The following is a 17,417-nucleotide window of genomic DNA, read 5'->3' on the forward strand; positions in this document are numbered from 1 at the left end:
ACTATGATGCATTTGCGTTGTAGTAGTTTTTTTTATTTTGAATGATATATTTAAAACAAATTATTATATTTACTGACATGAAAGTAATGCTTTATACTTGTATCATATTAATGACATTTTGTTCAATTGCAAAACCTCCTAAAAAAGTGAAGTTACCAATAACTAATTGTATTGAAGAAGCAAATTATGCACAAAGTGATGAATACAAAAACTATATCGACCAATTATGTAAAGAAAATTTCAAACAAATTGATACAAATACTATATCGGTTTATAATCAAAAAACTGAAGATATAATATCTCCATCATTTGGAAGTGCTGAAGATGGTAAAGAACAGTTAATTAAATTCTTCGTTCTTAATATGAATTATCCTTACAAAGCAAAAGAATGTGATACTCAAGGAAAAGTATATGTACAGTTTATTGTAGATATTGATGGCACAATAAAAAATGCAACTATTATAAAAGAATTATTAGGTTTTGGTTTAGAAGAAGAAGTAATTAACTTATTTAAAAAAATGCCAAATTGGAATCCAGCAAAATTAAATGGTAAGATAGTTCCATGTTATTACATTTTTCCAGTTACCTTTAAACTTGCTTAGTATAAAATAATTTCTTTTTCTGTCGGTGGAGACACGGACTTATATAAATTTAAATACAGAAAATTATTATTGCATATTAATATAATTATTATAAACAATATTTAACAATCACACTTCTATAGGACTTGCTTTTTCAATAGGATTTTGATTGAGTAGTACTTTTAACAATTCATATGCTTCTGGTAAGTGCTGTTGTAACTGTAATGGTCGCTCAAAAAATTGCTCTATACTACAAGCATATAATTCGTCTTTGTCTTTATAAGCATACCAAGGCAAATAATTCGTTTGGTTACAATCATACGAAGCAATTACTTTTTCAGCATACTTTTCCCAAGCCAATTGATGCAAGTCGTCAAAATACATTTTATCTACTATACCAGAAATATGAATGGCATGTGCAAACTCATGTAGTGCTACATTAAAACCATCGTTTCTATCTTCTATACTTTTTAAGTAAGCACTTTCACTTAAAGCAATAAATCCTCTACTTCCTGAAGTATAACCAGACAATCTAATATCCGAATTATACAAATAAAAACTTTCTTTATAAATTTCAATTCTAGCAAAGTGGTCAATGGTAAAATATTTTAAACCAAAGGTTATTTGTACTAATTCGGCAGCTATTAGCAATAGCATTTTCTCTTTGTTTCTATTAGAAGTTCTAGTGTAGTAAAAGTCTTTTTTAGCAAGTATCATTATTAAGCGCTGTTCAAACTTCTTTTTAAGTGTATCACTTAAGGCTGCATAATACTGTTGATTTTCTAATAGAAAAGCTTTATCATATTTATTAAATTTGATACTATTCTTTAATACCCAAAATATTTTTTTGTACTTAGATTTTGGTTTATCGTTTCTAAATACTAAATAAAACTGCACACCAATAATTGATATTACGACTATAACTTTTATCACTTATTTCCTACTATTAGTACAAATATAATACTATAAAAATAATTATCTTTTTAAATACAAAGTAAAGCTATTATTCATTCTACATTTAAGCATCATTCTTGAAAATTTCGTAGTATAATAAAGAAATGCAATCAATAACCTATTATATAAATTAAAACATATCAATATAATAGATTCCGTATATTTTTCGTTCCTCAAACTTACGGAAGGATGAGAGCACAGTTTGCAAAAAATGATTTTCCTTTATTTTGTTTCTAAATGCACAACAGGTTTAACTACTCTTTTTTTGTTTTAATCCATTTGGATACATTATTGTTAATAGTACAAAAATGAGTAAGAAATTAAATTCCATACCATTTCTTCCTCCACCAACAACAAACCAACCTTCTTTAAAATGTACTAAAACAATTCCTGCTATTAATACAAATATGGTAACTATACAAGCAATTTTTACATATTTATTAAATATCAAGCATAAAGCTGCTGCAATATGCGACAATTTAATTGCCCAAGCCAATGGTACACCAAATGGTGCAAAACCAATTTGATTTAGGAAAAAATTTCCAAAATCGTTGATACCATTATTAAACATTCCTGCTATTGCATGAACTAATAAAATAACAACAACTGCAAATCGTAGTAGTAGTGTATTACTATTCATAATTATATTTTGAACTAAATTTACAAATTTCTATGCTGAAACTAAATATAAAAAAGCATGAATTAAGTAATATAATTATACCATGTTACCATTCAAACGACAAGCCATTGTTCCATAAATAAGTGAGTTTTGTAGCACTTCCTATTGGTGGAACAGCATCATAAGTTAATCGGTAACTCATGTATAAGCTTAAAAAACTGTTGATAGAAAAGTGAATAGCATTATCTGTAGTAATTCTATAGTCTTTCATATTGCTAATTAATGGTTGATAATAAGTAGTGCTAGTTAGTTCTACTATATCATTAGGTTTTATAGTAAAACTTAAATAGGCATTTACTCTATGTTGCTTTAGTTTTTCAGTTTCTGCTTCATTGATTTCGTACTCGAACATATAGTGATAACCTAAATAAAATTTATATTTTTCTTTTTGCGATAATTTAAATCTAGGACCAGTGCCTATCAAATATCTTAATTTAAGTGCAGTTAATTCGTTGTGTTGAATTTGCGTAAAAGCTTCCCAACGCACCCAATTTCTTATTTTATAATTGTATCTAAAATGCAAAAAACCACCATTTAAAATTTTCTCAGATTTGCCTTTTATCATCTCATAGCTTCCTAATAATAAATATAAGTTTTTTTCATTTTTATATTGGACATGAGCATTGGCATAAAGTGTATAAAATGTATTTTGTTGTTTTCCAAACGAAAAACCAAAATCGCCACTACCAGCCCAACCTGTTGTATCGTTAACAAATCTTTCTTTTTCAATATTTACAATCTGCGATTTTGAGTATAAGCCAACCAACAAAGTTGCTATTAATAGTAATGGTTTCATAGTACTAATATATAAATAATTAGTCATATATTTTTGATAGTACAAACTAGCTGAATTCAAGTTATAAACACTTTTATTAGACCTCTTTCTTAATTTACACACTTTAAAGCAGTGCATTCTATAAGAAACGCTGCGAAAATATTTTATACTAATAACCTGAGTTTGGTTTAAAAGTTATTATAAATACTATTTATCAATAATTTAGATTTAAGCAGATTTTAAAGGTAATATAACTACGCTGTATTTTATAAATTTTATATCATTTCTAATAAGGTTGAAGTACTACGCACTTATTTAGTTACTAAAGTATATATGTAATAAAATAATTAATTAAATACTTATAATATTTTTAGTATTTTAAAATCAAACTCATATTAATAATAAAACTGTATAAACTTATCGCAGCGTCCTCTTACGAGAGACTTCTGCTATGAAGTAAAAGAAAAAAGCAAGAAAATTTATATCTAAAATCTATTAGGAATGAGGTCTATTGTTGATTAATATCAATAAAAAAGTCCGAATAAAATATATTCGGACTTTAAATATAATTTGAAAAAATTTCAGAACTTATTCTGCTACTACTTCAAAATCTATCTCTGTAGAAATTTCTTTATAAACGCTTACTACTGCTTTATAATCTCCAACAGATTTTACTTCTCCTTGAATTCTAATTTTCTTTCTGTCGATATCTACTTCTAATTGATTTTTGATTGCTTCTGCAATTTGAATATTGGTAACACTACCAAACAATTTACCAGAAGTACCAGCTTTAGCACCTACTTTTATTTTAGTTTCTGCTAATTTATTTGCTAGAGCAGTCATTTCTTCTGTAAGCTTAGCAATTTTAGCTGATCTTTGTCTTAAAACTTCTTCTAAATGTTTTTTATTTGATGTATTAGCTACTTTAGCCAATCCTTGAGGAATTAAAAAGTTTCTGCCATAACCTGGTTTAACAGAAACCAAGTCGTACTTAACTCCTAAATTATCTACATCTTGTAATAATATAACTTCCATGATTAAATTATTTTAAAAGGTCAGTAACATAAGGCAATAATGCTAAATGGCGTGCCTTTTTTATAGCTTGAGAAACTTTTCTTTGATATTTTAAAGAGTTTCCTGTAATTCTTCTTGGTAAAATTTTACCTTGTTCATTTACAAATCGTAGTAAAAAATCAGGATCTTTATAATCGATATACTTGATTCCCATTTTTTTAAAACGGCAGTATTTTTTCTCTTGCTTTCCAATTTTTGGAGCATTTAAGAATTTAATTTCGTCTCTTGTTGCCATGTTATACCTCCTCTTTTTTAGTTCCAGCTTTCTTTTCTCTTCGTTTTACACTGTAATCAGCAGCGTGTTTGTCAAACTTAGTAGTAAGAAAACGCATAATGTTTTGATCTCTTTTAAATTCGGTTTCTAGTTTTCTAATTAACTGAGTGTCTAGTTTAAACTCAATTAAAGTGTAAAAACCTGTAGTTTTCTTTTGAATAGGATAAGCCAATTGCTTAATTCCCCAATCTTCTTGATGTAATACTTCTCCACCGTTTTCCTTTAAGAAGTCTGTATACTTCTTAACAGTTCTTGTATACTCATCGTTACTGAGTATGGGCGTAGAAATAAAAACTGTTTCGTAATGATTCATAAATAAATAAATTTTGAGGTGCAAAGGTAGCAATTAAAATTAATATAAAGAAATACCGAGTTTAATTTATTATTAGTAAGCTACTCTCCTATTAACACAAGATTGCTATGTAGTACTTATACTATGACTTTAATAAACCCAAGTTACGCATTAGGTACTTTTTATACCATGAGTTGCACACATGGTTACTCAAATTGAAGTATTTCATACTTCTAGTTCTAATACTAAATAAGATGTGTTGTAGTCTTCAACTTTATTAGTTCTAGCGTTTATACTAATTAGCATAAAAACAAAAAAAGTCAAGTTATAAAAAACTTGACTTCAATTATTATCCTATATAAAAATATTAAGATGCTTTTGGCTCTAGTGCTTTTTTACTTAGTTTAAACTTACCCGTTTTCTTGTCAATTTCTACTAGTTTTACTTTAATTGCTTCTCCTTCTTTCAAAAAGTCTTCTACTTTCTCTACTCTTTGATGTGCAATTTCAGAAACATGTAATAGTCCTTGTTTTCCTGGTAAAAATTCTACAAATGCACCATATGGCATTATTGAGACTACTTTAGCATCATACACTTCACCTACTTCTGGAACTGCAATAATACCTTTAATCGTATCCATTGCTTTTTGCATTCCTTCTGCATTATTCGACATAATATATACTAAGCCAATACCTTTTTCTTTATCTTCTTCGATAGTTATTGTAGTATTTGTTTTGGCTTGTAATTCTTGAATTACTTTTCCTCCAGGACCAATAATTGCACCAATAAAGTCTTTATGCACTGTAATCATTTCAATTCTTGGCACATGCGTTTTGTACTCACTTCTTGGTGTATTAATACATTCGTCCATGATATTTAAGATGTGTAATCTACCTTGTTTTGCTTGCTCTAAAGCTTCAGTCAAAACCTCGTATGATAAACCATCTACTTTAATATCCATTTGACAAGCACAAATACCATTTTTAGTACCTGTAACTTTAAAGTCCATATCTCCTAAATGATCTTCATCTCCTAAAATATCAGATAATATAGCATATTTTTCTCCTTTAGAAATCATACCCATTGCAATACCAGAAACATGTCTTTTAACCTTAACGCCTGTATCCATTAAAGCCAATGACGCAGCACAAACAGTAGCCATTGATGAAGAACCATTAGATTCTAAAATATCAGATACTATTCTAATTGTATATGGATTGTTTTCTTTGCTTGGCAATATTTGCTTGATACTTCTCATTGCTAAGTTTCCATGTCCAACTTCTCTTCTAGAAGTACCTCTCATTGGTTTTACTTCTCCAGTAGAAAATGGTGGAAAGTTATAATGTAGCATAAAATCGCTAAATTCTAATGCTTGAGCTTTGTCTACCATTTGCTCATCTTGCTTAGAACCTAATGTTACTGTAGTTAGCGATTGTGTTTCGCCTCTAGTGAATAGTGCTGAACCGTGTGGTGATGGTAATACATCTATTTCTACGCTAATAGGTCGAATTTCGGTAGTTTGTCTTCCATCTAAACGCACTCTATCATTTAAAACCATATTTCTAATGGTTTCTTTTTCTAGTTTTGCAAAATATTCGCCAATTAAACTTTCTTGTTCTTCTAGTTCTTCTTCGGTAAATGTTGTTAGCAACTCTTCTTTGATTGCTTTTAAAGCTGCTTTTCTTTCGTGTTTTCCTGTTGGATTTTTAGCTACTTCATAGATTTTATTTTCTGCAAAATCAGCTATTTTTTGTTTTAATGCTTCATTTACTTCCACTTCTGCTACTTCCATTTTCTCTTTTCCACATAGACTTCTCAACTCTACTTGAGCTTTACAGTGTGCTTGAATAACTTGGTGTCCAGTTTTGATTGCATCAATTAAATCTTGTTCAGAACATTCATCAGCTTCTCCTTCTACCATTAAAATATTATCGTGCGTTCCTGCTAAAATGATATTTAATTTAGCTTCTACTTGTTGAGCTGGAGATGGATTAACGATATACTCTTCGCCTAATTTTATAATTCTTACTTCGGAAATAGCTTCTTGAAAAGGTATATCTGAAATGCTTAATGCTGTAGATGCTGCTAAACCTGCTAAACTATCTGGATCTACACTTTCATCATTAGAAATTAAATAGATTAATACTTGCGTATCATTCATATAATTATCTGGGAATAGTGGACGAATGGCTCTATCTACTAATCTTGAAATTAATATTTCATGCTCTGACAAACGACCTTCTCTTCTATGAAAACTTCCTGGAATTCTACCTGATGAAGCAAATTTTTCTTGATAATCTACCATTAAAGGAAAAAATGGAGCATCTGGTTTTGCTTCTGGTGAAGCACATACTGTTGCTAATATCATGCAATTACCACATTTTAAAAGCACACTTCCATTAGCTTGTCTTGCTAGTTTTCCTGTTTCAATGGTTACTTTGTGTTGTTGATTATATGGTAATTCTATTGAATGTGTATTGAATTTTATCATTATTATAGTTATTAAATTTGGAAAAAATAGAATGATGTAAAAACAAAAAAGCGAGGCAAGTGCCACGCTTTCTTAATATATTACTTTCTTAAGTTTAATTTCTCAATGAGAGTTCTGTATTGGTTAATATCTTTGTTAGCCAAATATTTTAATAATTTTTTTCTTTGACCAACTAACTTATATAATGAACGCGTAGAGGAAAAATCCTTTCTGTTTGTTTTTAAGTGGTTAGAGATGTGGTTAATTCTGTGTGTAATTAAAGCCACTTGTGATTCTACTGAACCTGTATTGGCAGCTGTTCCACCAAACTCTGTAAAAATTTCAATTTTCTTTTCTTTTGTTAAGCTCATCTTTGATTATTTATCATCTTAAATTAAAGTGCAAAGGTAGCATTATTTATGTTAAAACAAAATTATTTTAAGCTTAAAATGAGAAGAAATGTAATTTTACTTTTATAGACATTTATCATGGTCTTTTATATACAGTTAATTTTATTCTAACACTAAGAATTGTACAAAAGCTAATATCAAGACATTCTTTTCAATGTATAAAAAAATCCTCACCAAAAGTAGTGAGGATTTATATTTATAAAAGAAGAAATGTTTTAGAATTCCATTCTATATTGAATGGTAAAATTCATAGGTGTTTCTAGTTTACCAACTCTTAACCAATATTCTGTATTGGTAAGGTTTTTAACAATAACACCCAAAGTGTTTTTTTCCTTGAAAGTATAGAATACTCTAGCATTAGCCACCCAATTTCCTCTTGGATTTACAAAGTTTGATATATAATTTGGCACTCCAGGAATACCTACAAATACTATATCAAAATTTTCAAAACGACTATAATATCTTACATCAAATCCAATTAATAATTTATTATTATATTTATATTCGATATCAAAAGTAGCCAAATGTCTATTTCTATATTTTAAAAGTTGATAAGTATTTGCATCATCTATAGGTTTTACAAAATGTTTGAACATATTTTTTATAAAACCACCGATTGAACTATTATCAAACCCTACGCTTTGAGAATAAGCATTTAGTTCAATAGGAAAAGCATAAGTATACCCTAAATTTAAACTAAGTTTATTCTTATTGTTAATATCAAAGTTATTTTTTAAAGACATATCCCAACCTGCGATTCTAGCTTGAGAAATATTTTCTGCTTTTAATGCAATTAATGCATCTGTTACACTATCAGAGCCACTAAATTCTACCATATCATGATATTCTTGCCAGTAAAATGCAAAATCAAATAAGCCATAGTATAATTTGTTTTTAGTGCCAAATTTTTGCTGGATACCTAATTCAGAAGTCCAACCATACTCTGGTTTTAAACTTGGATTTGGCAAAATTCGTAAAAGAGGTCTACTTTGAGTTGTTGTAGTTTCTTTAATGTATGCCGTATCATTATTAACAGACCAAGTAGTATCTAAAATAGTAGTTGTTATGGTTTCATCTCCAACTTTTTCATTTACAAATCGTTCTGCAAAACTTGGAAAACGAAATGCTTGACCGACATTAAATCTTAAATTAGTATTTTTTCCTGCTTTCCAGTTAATACCAAATCTAGAATTTGGAGGAATTACACCTTTTTCAGTTGCATATTTATAAACTTCCCATCTAATACCACCCGATAATGTGACTTTATCACCAAATTTTTTATCTAATTGAGTAAATATAGCCCAAAGGTTTCCAAATTTTACATCATCTCCAACAAATGCTGGCACTCTTACAAAAAACATCTGATTATCTGTTCCAAGAATTAAGTTTAGACCAATTTTTTCAAAAGGTTTTGTGAAGTTATAATTTATATTTTCTAGTAGCGTAGTGGTGTTAAATGAGGGTTGATTGTAATAAGTTCTAGTTTTTAAATCGTGAATATTGCCTTTTTTATCAAATGCTTTTAAAAAAGGATCTACAGTAACTCTTATATTGTTAAAGTCATTATCTGCTCCAGCTTTATAGGCACCGTCATTTTCATTTTCCCAAAAGAAATATTCATATTCTCTATTATACAATAAACTACCATTTACACCATAAGAAAGTCTATCATTTTTTTTGCTTGTCCATTTTGTTTTATAATAAACTCTAGCCAAATATTCTTCGCCGCCCTCATAAGGTGTATTTTGTAAGAAAAATGAACCACCTACTAAGTATTCAAAATTATCTTTTAGCTTATGAGCTCTTACAAATGATGCACCAAAAGAAGGAATTGGAAAATCCCACCACTTAGTTACTTTTCTTTTTGGTGGTGCTATAAATGATTGAAAAGCTGTAAATTTTGTAATTGGTGTTTTAGTTGGTTTTAAAGTTTGAAGATGTATAGTACCGTTCATAGCAGAAGAACCATACAATACAGAAGAAGCACCTTTAAGTACTTCAATTTGTCCAACAGATTCAAGTGGTAATTGATTCCATTTTATATCACCTCTGTCTGGTGAAAGTATAGGTTGTCCATCTAAAATAAACATCACTCTAGAACCTACTCCATAAGCCCAACCACTACCAGCACGAATGTTAGCTTGACCATCAGATACATTTAAACCAGAAACTCTTCTTAAAGCTTCATCTATTCTTGTTGGATTTACATTAGCAATTAAATCTGGTTTTACTACTTCTATAGAAATAACTTCTTCACTAGCTTTTTTTTCAAATAGAGAACCAGTAATAACTACTTCATCTCCAAGTAGTATAGCTTCTTCTTCTAAATTAATATCTGCTGTATAATTAGATTGATTATTGTTAAAATTTTTAATGATGTCTTTATATCCTAAATAAGAATAAGTTACTTCGTACGCATCTTTTCCTTCTAAGATTAACTCATAATTACCTTCAAAATCGGTTACTGTTCCTTGCCCATCTTTTTCTACAATATTTACACCAATTAGTGGTTCGTTGGTTTTAGTATCTTTAATATTTCCTCTAATAGTAACTGTTTGAGCAAAACCAATTGTAGAAAATAATAGTAAACTGAAGAAAGCAATATATTTATTCTTGTTCATAAATAATGATTTGAATGTTTTTGCAAAAATAATAGTTTAGTAGTGAGTTTCTTTTTAAAATAAAAAAGCCATTACATTAATAAATCGTAATGGCTCACCAAATATAGGTATATTCTTTATTTAAAAGTAGCGTCGAATCTAAATCCATAGTTTCTTGGAGCTTCTACAAGAGCTGGACGCAAGGTATATTCGTTATTGGTAACATTTTTTACTAAAAAAGAAAATCTAAATTTATCGTTTTCGCCAAAGTTAACAGCAGCTCTTAAATCTAAAACCACTTCTCCTTTAGATTGTCTCTGTGGTTTTTTACTTGCCCAATTATTTCTGTATTGACTATATTTATAAGCATATAAGCTTGGTAGTACTTCCCCAAAAATGCCATCCCAGTTTTCCATAGCACTATAATACTGTAGTGTAGCACCAAAATCAAACAAACCAAAACTAATATCCCATTGTGCTTGTACTTGATGACGGAAACGATATTTCAATACATTATAATCTACAACATCACTATATTGTTCTGCCTCATTATAGTTTCTATATTGAGGCACTGTAAATGTATATCCTGTAACTAATGTAGTTGGAAATTTATTAAATAATTTGCCTTCGCCCATTAATGTAACTTCAGTACCATAAATTCTAGTGTTGCCAATGTTTTTGGCAAAGAAACCTAATGCTTCATTATTATAAACACCTAAATTAAATTCAATCATATCAGTATATTGTTGGTAAAAACCTGCAACATCTATATATGCATTAAAATCTCTACCTAATTTAATGCCTTGCTTAATACCCAATTCTGCTGTTAAACCAGTTTCTGAAGTTAAGTTTGGATTTGGATAGATACCAAAAGATTCACTTAAAGGTGTAGAGATAAATTTCTCTGCAATAGCAGGAAAACGATAGCCTTGTCCAAATGAAGCTCTTATAAATGTATATTTAGCAGCTTCTACATTGATACCAACTCTTGATACTGGTTTAGTTTCTATTTTATCATTGTCAATTCTGTTAGATTCAAATCTAAAACCATAGTCTATGCCCACTCTATCCCAAAACTTTTTACTTAATTGAAAAAATCCTGCTAAATTAAATCCAGTATGATTGGTATTTCCAAAAAGCTCTGAAACCGATTTTGTATAGCTACCTACAAAACCTGTAGTTAGTACAAAGTTTATTTTAGAAAAATTTCTTTGGTATTGATATTGGCCATAGTAGTAGTCAGAAGCATTATCTTGGTTGTTAGAATTATCAATATCTGTTCTGTAATATCTTGTTAAAATTTTGTGTGAATTACCTTTGCTATCAGCAAATTTAAAGTAAGGATCTATAGTAATTCTAAAAGATCTTGATTCTGTAGGAATTCCAGTTACGGCACCAGGAATATATTTGTCTATACCAGAACCTCCCCATAAAAAGAAAGTTTGACTTTTAGCACCTAAAATATTGGTATTTACACCAATTTGTATTTTTTCGTTAACATGATAATTGGTATTGATATTAAATCTACCTCTTGTTTCGTTAGCACCCCAATTGTGTTTTTGTTCTTTATATAATTGACCACTAAAAATAAAATCTAATTTTTTAGATTTAGTAATTTTTTCTCTATACGCCCAAGAAAAACCAAAAGAATAAGGTCTTCTTCTAAAGTCATTTTTTAATCTTATTTCAGGAACAGGAAATAAACCTGCAACCTCTGAACCTTGAAGTGTAATACTGTCTAATTCCCACCAGTTTTTGTTTACTTTGGTTTCAATTATTTCTCCTGTAAATTCGTGAGTTGTAGTATCAAAAACGCCAATTTTTTCTTTTTGATTTGGATTGTCTATAACGGAACCGAAAACTGAAAACTTAGCATATGGCTCTGATGTTGGATAAGCTGTTCTTAAATTGATAATTCCGTTCATAGCAGAAGAACCATATAATGCAGAAGCAGCTCCTTTAATAATTTCTATTTGACCAATATTTTCTACAGGTAATGATGACCAAGAAGGAAATCCTGCATCTGCTTGTAGTGCAGGTAAATCATCCATTAACAATAATACTCTTGTACCAGCACCATAAGAATAACCAGAACCACCTCTAATATTTGCTTGTCCGTCAACTACTGTTACACCTGGACTTCTTTTTAAGGCATCATCAACAGTGTTCATATTTTGTTTGGCTAATACTTCTGGTTTAATTACATCTATAGATACTGTTTCTTCGCCCACTCTTCTTTCAAATTTACTACTGGTAACTACTACTTCGTCTAATAAACTCAAACTTTCACTTAATTGAATGTCTTTTGTAATAGTTTGATTTTCTGTTACGGTAATGGCTTCTTCTTTATCAGTATAACCAACATAACTATAGATAATAGTATAACTACCAGCAGGAAGTTCTATTTCGTAATTACCCTCAATATCAGAAGTGGCACCTTCTAATGATCCTTTTACAGAAATATTGACGCCAATTAATTCTTCTCCAGATTTGGCATCAGTAATTTTACCTTTGATAATTCCATTTTGTGCATTTGAAATTAATGCTCCAAAAAAGAATAGCATTAAACTAAATAAGATTGATTTCATTAAGTTAATTTTTTATTGGCTAATATATAGAGAATTTTTAACTTAATGCTAAATTAAAATAAAAAACTCCAACTTAAAGTTGGAGTTTTACCAATAACCTATAGTCAGTGTTTATTTTTTGAATGTTCCTGTTAATTCTTCACCAGAAATAGATAAATTAGCTGAACCTAATGTAGCTGTTCCTTGAGAAACAGAAATTGTAGTAGTTAAATTACCTTTTGTTAAATTATAATCTGCTCTTAAATCTGCTACAACATTACTAACAGTAGCCGTACCTAATGGAGTTGAAATAGAGAATGTATTAACACTTGCATCATCTACAAAAATATCACAATTACTAATAATTCCTCTAAAGGTTTTATTTAATGTTTTTGATGTTATATCGATAGAATCAGTTCCAGAAACCGCAGATATTATTATAGTATCCTTAATTGGAACGGCAACAGAAGAAACTGTCAATGAATGTTGTCCGTAGTATGTACCCACATACTCATCTATGGAACATGCATACTTGTCTTCATCAGGACTGCATGAAGTAATAAATACAGTAGAGAATACTGCTAAAATTGCTAAAATAAATAAGTTCTTTTTCATATTAATTATATTTGTTTAAAATTTGTAATCAAAAATATTGCCAAAATTTGACTCTACCAAGCTTTTAACGATTTATTTTTCACTATAACTTAAAAAATATGTTAATTTATAGTTGTACACCACATTGTTTTTTAATTTGTTTTGTGTATATTTATAGTTTAAAAATTAACAATTATGGTTGCAGGACAAATACTTGATGTTAGACAATTAGTAGCCGCACAAAAAAGTTACTTTAAAAGTGGTGCTACAAAATCATATGATTTTAGACTAAATCAGCTTAAAAAATTAAGACAAGTTTTACTAGATAATGAACAAGCTATTGTAAAAGCATTGTATGATGATTTACACAAATCTTCGTTTGAAGCATACGGAACTGAATTTAGTTTTGTATTGAAAGATTTAGATCATACTATTTCGAGTTTGAAAGCTTGGATGAAACGAAAAAAAGTAACTACACCTTTGTTTCATCAATTAGGTAGTAGTTGGATACAAAGTGAACCATATGGTTTGGTTTATGTAATGGCACCTTGGAACTATCCTTTTCAGTTGTTAATGGCTCCAGTAATTGGTGCAATGGCTGCTGGCAATACTATTATTATGAAACCATCGCAATCTACTAATCATATATGTGCTGTAATTGAAAAAATGGTTAAAGACAATTTTAGTGCAGAATATATGGCAGTGGTTACTAGTCATACTGATAGTGATATTGTATTAGAAGAAAATGTAGATTATGTATTTTTTACTGGTGGAAAAAGAACAGGAATAGATGTTTATACCAAAGCTGCAAAAACATTAACGCCAGTTACGCTAGAGCTTGGTGGAAAAAGTCCATGTTTTATAGATGAAAGTGTAAACATGAATTGGGGAATTAAGCGAATTATTTGGGGAAAATTTACTAATGCTGGACAAACTTGTGTTGCACCTGATTATGTATTGATTGACAAAAAAGTAAAAGCTAAATTTTTAGAAGAAGCTAAGAAAGTAATCAAAGAATTTTATGGTGATAATCCGAAAGATAGTAAAGACTTTGGACGCATTGTAAAAAGTAGCAATAATAAAAACTTTAAGAAATTAGCAAGTTTATTAGAAGGAATGGATATTGTTTGTGGTGGTGAAATTGATGAAAGTGAAAACTATATTGCACCAACTATTTTAGACAATGTAAAACTAACAGATGCCATAATGCAAGATGAAATATTTGGTCCGATTTTACCAATAGTAGAATACAACACTTTAGATGAAGCTATACAAATTGTAAAAAATGGAGGAAAGCCATTAGCATTATATATTTTTAGTGAGAATAAAATGTACGCTGAAAAAATTCTTAGCGAAACATCTTCAGGAAATGCATCTATTAATGAATGTTTGATGCATGTTGGTCAGTTTAATTTGCCTTTTGGAGGTGTTGGTGATAGTGGTATTGGACAATATCATGGGAAATTGAGCTTTGATACTTTTTCGCATGCTAAAGGCGTATTGAAAAAATCAACTTTAAGTGATTTGAAATTAAGATTTCCTCCATATAAAGAAAGCAATGTTAATTTATTGAAGAAACTAATTGCTTGGTTAAACTAATTTATATTTCTTGAAGAAATCAAATCAGTGGAAACTAGGTTTACTAGTAGCAAATTTGTTTCCTTTAGTAGGTGTATTAGAACAGAATTGGTCACTATTCATTGTATTATATATTTATTGGTTTGAAACTTTAATACAGTCATTTTTTAATGCAGTCAAAATTATAAGTACACCAAACTATGTAGGTAAATGGAGCAAAGGCATTACTTACTTTATTGTTAGATTTGGTGTTTTTATTTTCTACTCTATTTTCTTAATAGTATTTATTGGATTTTTAGAACAGACTGATGAAGGAAGAATGCAAAATTTAATGGCAATTGCATTTAAAAATAAATTAGTAAATATAACCATACTTAATTTTATTATTTTTAATTTATTTGATTATATTTTCAACTACAAGCTATCGTTAAGTGCAGAAGAAAAACAAATGACTATAAAAAAATATACTGTTTTTTTTAATGCCAGAACTTTAGTAATGCATATTGTTATAATACTATGTGCTATAGTGTATAGTTTTCTTGCTAATAAAATAATACACAATAAAATTATAATAAATATTATTTTATTTTCAATATTTATAGGAATTAAATCATTGGCCGATTTGTTTTCTAATTCATACGCAGAAAATATAAAATAATTACTATAATTGTATTTATAATATATAATTTTTTCATTAATTTATTGCTAGAAAACTTTATTTTAAAATGACTATCCAATAACACCACTACCAATTAACTCGTCGTTGTGATACCAAGCTGCAAACTGACCTAAGGTAATACCTTTTTGTAGTGTTTCAAAGATTATATATAAACCATTTTCTTTTTTATACAAACAAGCTTTCTGTAATGGTTGTCTATATCTAATACGAACTAAATATTCAGCTTGTTCATTATTATTTAGTTGTAAATCTTGTCGCAACCAATGTATATCTTCATTCGGAATAAATAAAGCTGGTCGATTTAATGCATAGTGCTGCTCTCCTGCTCCAAGATAAATAATATTATCTGTGGTATTGGTTTGTACTACAAATAATGGTTCTTTGTAACCACCAATGCCTAAACCTTTTCGCTGTCCAATGGTATAATAATGTGCTCCATTGTGTGTACCAATAATTTTGCCATCTTGTACAATAAATTGCTGAATTGTAGTTAATGCGTTCAATTCTTCATCATTACAATTATTATACTTATAATTATATTTTATATTTTTATTATCAATAAGAATAACGCTACCTTGTTTTGGTTGCAATTGTTGTTGTAAAAAATCTGGTAACTTTACTTTACCAATAAAACACAAACCTTGCGAATCTTTTTTATTAGCAGTTACCAAATCTTGTTCGGTTGCAATAGCTCTCACTTCTGCTTTAGTTAAATCGCCTATTGGAAATAATGCTTTACTCAATTGCTCTTGGCTCACTTGACACAAAAAATAACTTTGGTCTTTATTATCATCTTTTCCTGCTAATAATTGATAAATGGTTTTTCCATCTTTTTCAAAACTTGCTTTTCTACAATAATGACCTGTTGCTACAAAATCAGCACCAAGTGTTAAAGCATGCTTCAAAAAAACATCAAACTTTATTTCTCTATTACACAATACATCAGGATTTGGTGTTCGTCCTGCTTCATATTCAGCAAACATATAATCTACAATGCGTTGCTTGTACTCAGAAGATAAATCAATGGTTTGAAATGGAATACCTAATTTTTGTGCTACCAACAAAGCATCATTACTGTCTTCTACCCAAGGACAATCGCCTGCAATAGTAACTTCGCCATCGTGCCAGTTTTTCATAAACAAAGCAATGACTTCATAACCTTGTTGTTGCAACAAATAAGCACTAACACTACTGTCAACACCACCAGATAAACCAACTACTACTCGTTTTTTCACACTACAAAATTAAAGATTAATAAGCAGATTGTTTAATTTTGCTTTTATGTTAGGATTAAAATTAGCGACTGATCCACGATGGGTGAATTTAGCAGAAAAATCTATTGAAGACATATTGACTGACCATGCTTATTGCGAACAAAAAGCTACATCAACTTGTATTGCCTTAATTCAATATTATCCTGATAAAACATTTATGGTTGATAAATTAGTTCCTGTTGTGAATGAAGAATGGACACATTTTAGATTGGTACTAGATGAATTGAAGAAACGAAACTTACAATTAGGCAAACAAAGAAAAGATGAATATGTTAATCAGTTGAATAAAATGATGACAAAGAGTGGTATTCAAGAAGATTTATTTTTAGATAGAATGTTACAAGCTGCTTTAATTGAAGCAAGAAGTTGTGAGCGATTTCGCTTATTGTCTTTAGATATTTCAGATGATAGCTTAAAGAAATTTTATCATAATTTAATGGTGGCAGAAGCAATGCATTATAGAATGTTCTTAGATATTGCTACGCATTACATTGACAAAGAAAAGGTAAAAAACCGTTGGCAAGAATGGCTTGACTACGAAACGGAAGTACTTAATCATTTAGATTTGCGAGGCGATAGAATGCATTAGCCATTCGTGAATGATATTTATCATTGG

16 protein-coding genes are annotated in these 17,417 nt (G+C 29.3%); 4 read left to right on the top strand and 12 right to left on the bottom strand.

Annotated features, from left to right (window positions below):
• Positions 1-41: 41 nt before the first annotated feature.
• A complete protein-coding gene (locus H6553_08705; protein MCB9033902.1) occupies positions 42-602 on the top strand; it encodes an energy transducer TonB in 561 nt (186 codons plus the stop codon).
• Between the two features lie 108 nt (positions 603-710).
• Here H6553_08705 and H6553_08710 read toward each other — a convergent pair whose 3' ends face one another.
• The 11 genes from H6553_08710 to H6553_08760 all read right to left on the bottom strand — a co-directional run bounded on the left by H6553_08710 (position 711) and on the right by H6553_08760 (position 13,291).
• On the bottom strand, positions 711-1,514 hold the full coding sequence (locus H6553_08710; protein MCB9033903.1) for a zinc-dependent peptidase: 804 nt from the start codon (positions 1,512-1,514) through the stop codon (positions 711-713).
• A gap of 271 nt (positions 1,515-1,785) precedes the next feature.
• Positions 1,786-2,175 (bottom strand): DoxX family protein, encoded by a 390-nt coding sequence (locus H6553_08715; GenBank protein ID MCB9033904.1) that lies wholly within the window; start codon positions 2,173-2,175, stop codon positions 1,786-1,788.
• Between the two features lie 85 nt (positions 2,176-2,260).
• Positions 2,261-3,010 carry a DUF481 domain-containing protein gene (locus H6553_08720; GenBank protein ID MCB9033905.1) on the bottom strand — a complete coding sequence of 250 codons (750 nt, stop codon included), beginning with the start codon at positions 3,008-3,010 and terminating at the stop codon, positions 2,261-2,263.
• A 567-nt stretch (positions 3,011-3,577) separates the two neighbouring features.
• Positions 3,578-4,024, bottom strand: a complete 447-nt coding sequence (locus H6553_08725) for a 50S ribosomal protein L9 (GenBank protein MCB9033906.1) — start codon at positions 4,022-4,024, stop codon at positions 3,578-3,580.
• 7 nt (positions 4,025-4,031) lie between these two features.
• Complete coding sequence (locus tag H6553_08730) at positions 4,032-4,298, bottom strand: 30S ribosomal protein S18 (GenBank protein MCB9033907.1); 267 nt, start codon at positions 4,296-4,298, stop codon at positions 4,032-4,034.
• A 1-nt stretch (position 4,299) separates the two neighbouring features.
• Positions 4,300-4,650, bottom strand: a complete 351-nt coding sequence (locus H6553_08735) for a 30S ribosomal protein S6 (protein MCB9033908.1) — start codon at positions 4,648-4,650, stop codon at positions 4,300-4,302.
• Positions 4,651-4,996: 346 nt separating this feature from the next.
• Positions 4,997-7,120, bottom strand: a complete 2,124-nt coding sequence (pnp, locus tag H6553_08740; GenBank protein MCB9033909.1) for a polyribonucleotide nucleotidyltransferase — start codon at positions 7,118-7,120, stop codon at positions 4,997-4,999.
• A gap of 80 nt (positions 7,121-7,200) precedes the next feature.
• Complete coding sequence (rpsO, locus tag H6553_08745; protein MCB9033910.1) at positions 7,201-7,470, bottom strand: 30S ribosomal protein S15; 270 nt, start codon at positions 7,468-7,470, stop codon at positions 7,201-7,203.
• A 254-nt stretch (positions 7,471-7,724) separates the two neighbouring features.
• Positions 7,725-10,130, bottom strand: coding sequence for a TonB-dependent receptor (locus H6553_08750; GenBank protein MCB9033911.1), 2,406 nt, complete (start codon positions 10,128-10,130; stop codon positions 7,725-7,727).
• A 116-nt stretch (positions 10,131-10,246) separates the two neighbouring features.
• The gene (locus tag H6553_08755) at positions 10,247-12,697 is read right to left on the bottom strand and encodes a TonB-dependent receptor (protein ID MCB9033912.1); all 2,451 of its coding nucleotides are present in this window, start codon (positions 12,695-12,697) and stop codon (positions 10,247-10,249) included.
• Between the two features lie 111 nt (positions 12,698-12,808).
• Positions 12,809-13,291 carry a hypothetical protein gene (locus tag H6553_08760; protein MCB9033913.1) on the bottom strand — a complete coding sequence of 161 codons (483 nt, stop codon included), beginning with the start codon at positions 13,289-13,291 and terminating at the stop codon, positions 12,809-12,811.
• Positions 13,292-13,465: 174 nt separating this feature from the next.
• Between H6553_08760 and H6553_08765 the strand changes: the two genes are divergently transcribed.
• A complete protein-coding gene (locus H6553_08765; GenBank protein ID MCB9033914.1) occupies positions 13,466-14,869 on the top strand; it encodes an aldehyde dehydrogenase in 1,404 nt (467 codons plus the stop codon).
• 10 nt (positions 14,870-14,879) lie between these two features.
• On the top strand, positions 14,880-15,506 hold the full coding sequence (locus H6553_08770) for a hypothetical protein (GenBank protein ID MCB9033915.1): 627 nt from the start codon (positions 14,880-14,882) through the stop codon (positions 15,504-15,506).
• A 71-nt stretch (positions 15,507-15,577) separates the two neighbouring features.
• Here H6553_08770 and mnmA read toward each other — a convergent pair whose 3' ends face one another.
• Positions 15,578-16,762: a tRNA 2-thiouridine(34) synthase MnmA gene (gene mnmA, locus H6553_08775; GenBank protein MCB9033916.1), complete on the bottom strand. Its 1,185-nt coding sequence runs from the start codon at positions 16,760-16,762 to the stop codon at positions 15,578-15,580.
• 46 nt (positions 16,763-16,808) lie between these two features.
• Here mnmA and H6553_08780 point away from each other — a divergent pair, with 46 nt between their 5' ends.
• Positions 16,809-17,390 carry a tRNA-(ms[2]io[6]A)-hydroxylase gene (locus tag H6553_08780; protein MCB9033917.1) on the top strand — a complete coding sequence of 194 codons (582 nt, stop codon included), beginning with the start codon at positions 16,809-16,811 and terminating at the stop codon, positions 17,388-17,390.
• Positions 17,391-17,417: the final 27 nt, after the last annotated feature.

It is taken from the genome of Chitinophagales bacterium (assembly GCA_020636535.1).
GTDB lineage: Bacteria > Bacteroidota > Bacteroidia > Chitinophagales > JADIYW01 > JADJSS01.

Excerpts from the sequence above, each read along its gene's own strand:
- H6553_08715 (MCB9033904.1), bottom strand. The coding sequence starts at position 2,175 with ATGAATAGTAATACACTACTACTACGATTTGCAGTTGTTGTTATTTTA.
- H6553_08780 (MCB9033917.1), top strand. The coding sequence starts at position 16,809 with ATGTTAGGATTAAAATTAGCGACTGATCCACGATGGGTGAATTTAGCA.
- H6553_08760 (MCB9033913.1), bottom strand. The coding sequence starts at position 13,291 with ATGAAAAAGAACTTATTTATTTTAGCAATTTTAGCAGTATTCTCTACT.
- H6553_08730 (MCB9033907.1), bottom strand. The coding sequence starts at position 4,298 with ATGGCAACAAGAGACGAAATTAAATTCTTAAATGCTCCAAAAATTGGA.
- H6553_08755 (MCB9033912.1), bottom strand. The coding sequence starts at position 12,697 with ATGAAATCAATCTTATTTAGTTTAATGCTATTCTTTTTTGGAGCATTA.
- rpsO (MCB9033910.1), bottom strand. The coding sequence starts at position 7,470 with ATGAGCTTAACAAAAGAAAAGAAAATTGAAATTTTTACAGAGTTTGGT.
- H6553_08750 (MCB9033911.1), bottom strand. The coding sequence starts at position 10,130 with ATGAACAAGAATAAATATATTGCTTTCTTCAGTTTACTATTATTTTCT.
- H6553_08705 (MCB9033902.1), top strand. The coding sequence starts at position 42 with ATGATATATTTAAAACAAATTATTATATTTACTGACATGAAAGTAATG.
- H6553_08725 (MCB9033906.1), bottom strand. The coding sequence starts at position 4,024 with ATGGAAGTTATATTATTACAAGATGTAGATAATTTAGGAGTTAAGTAC.
- H6553_08735 (MCB9033908.1), bottom strand. The coding sequence starts at position 4,650 with ATGAATCATTACGAAACAGTTTTTATTTCTACGCCCATACTCAGTAAC.
- H6553_08765 (MCB9033914.1), top strand. The coding sequence starts at position 13,466 with ATGGTTGCAGGACAAATACTTGATGTTAGACAATTAGTAGCCGCACAA.
- H6553_08720 (MCB9033905.1), bottom strand. The coding sequence starts at position 3,010 with ATGAAACCATTACTATTAATAGCAACTTTGTTGGTTGGCTTATACTCA.
- pnp (MCB9033909.1), bottom strand. The coding sequence starts at position 7,120 with ATGATAAAATTCAATACACATTCAATAGAATTACCATATAATCAACAA.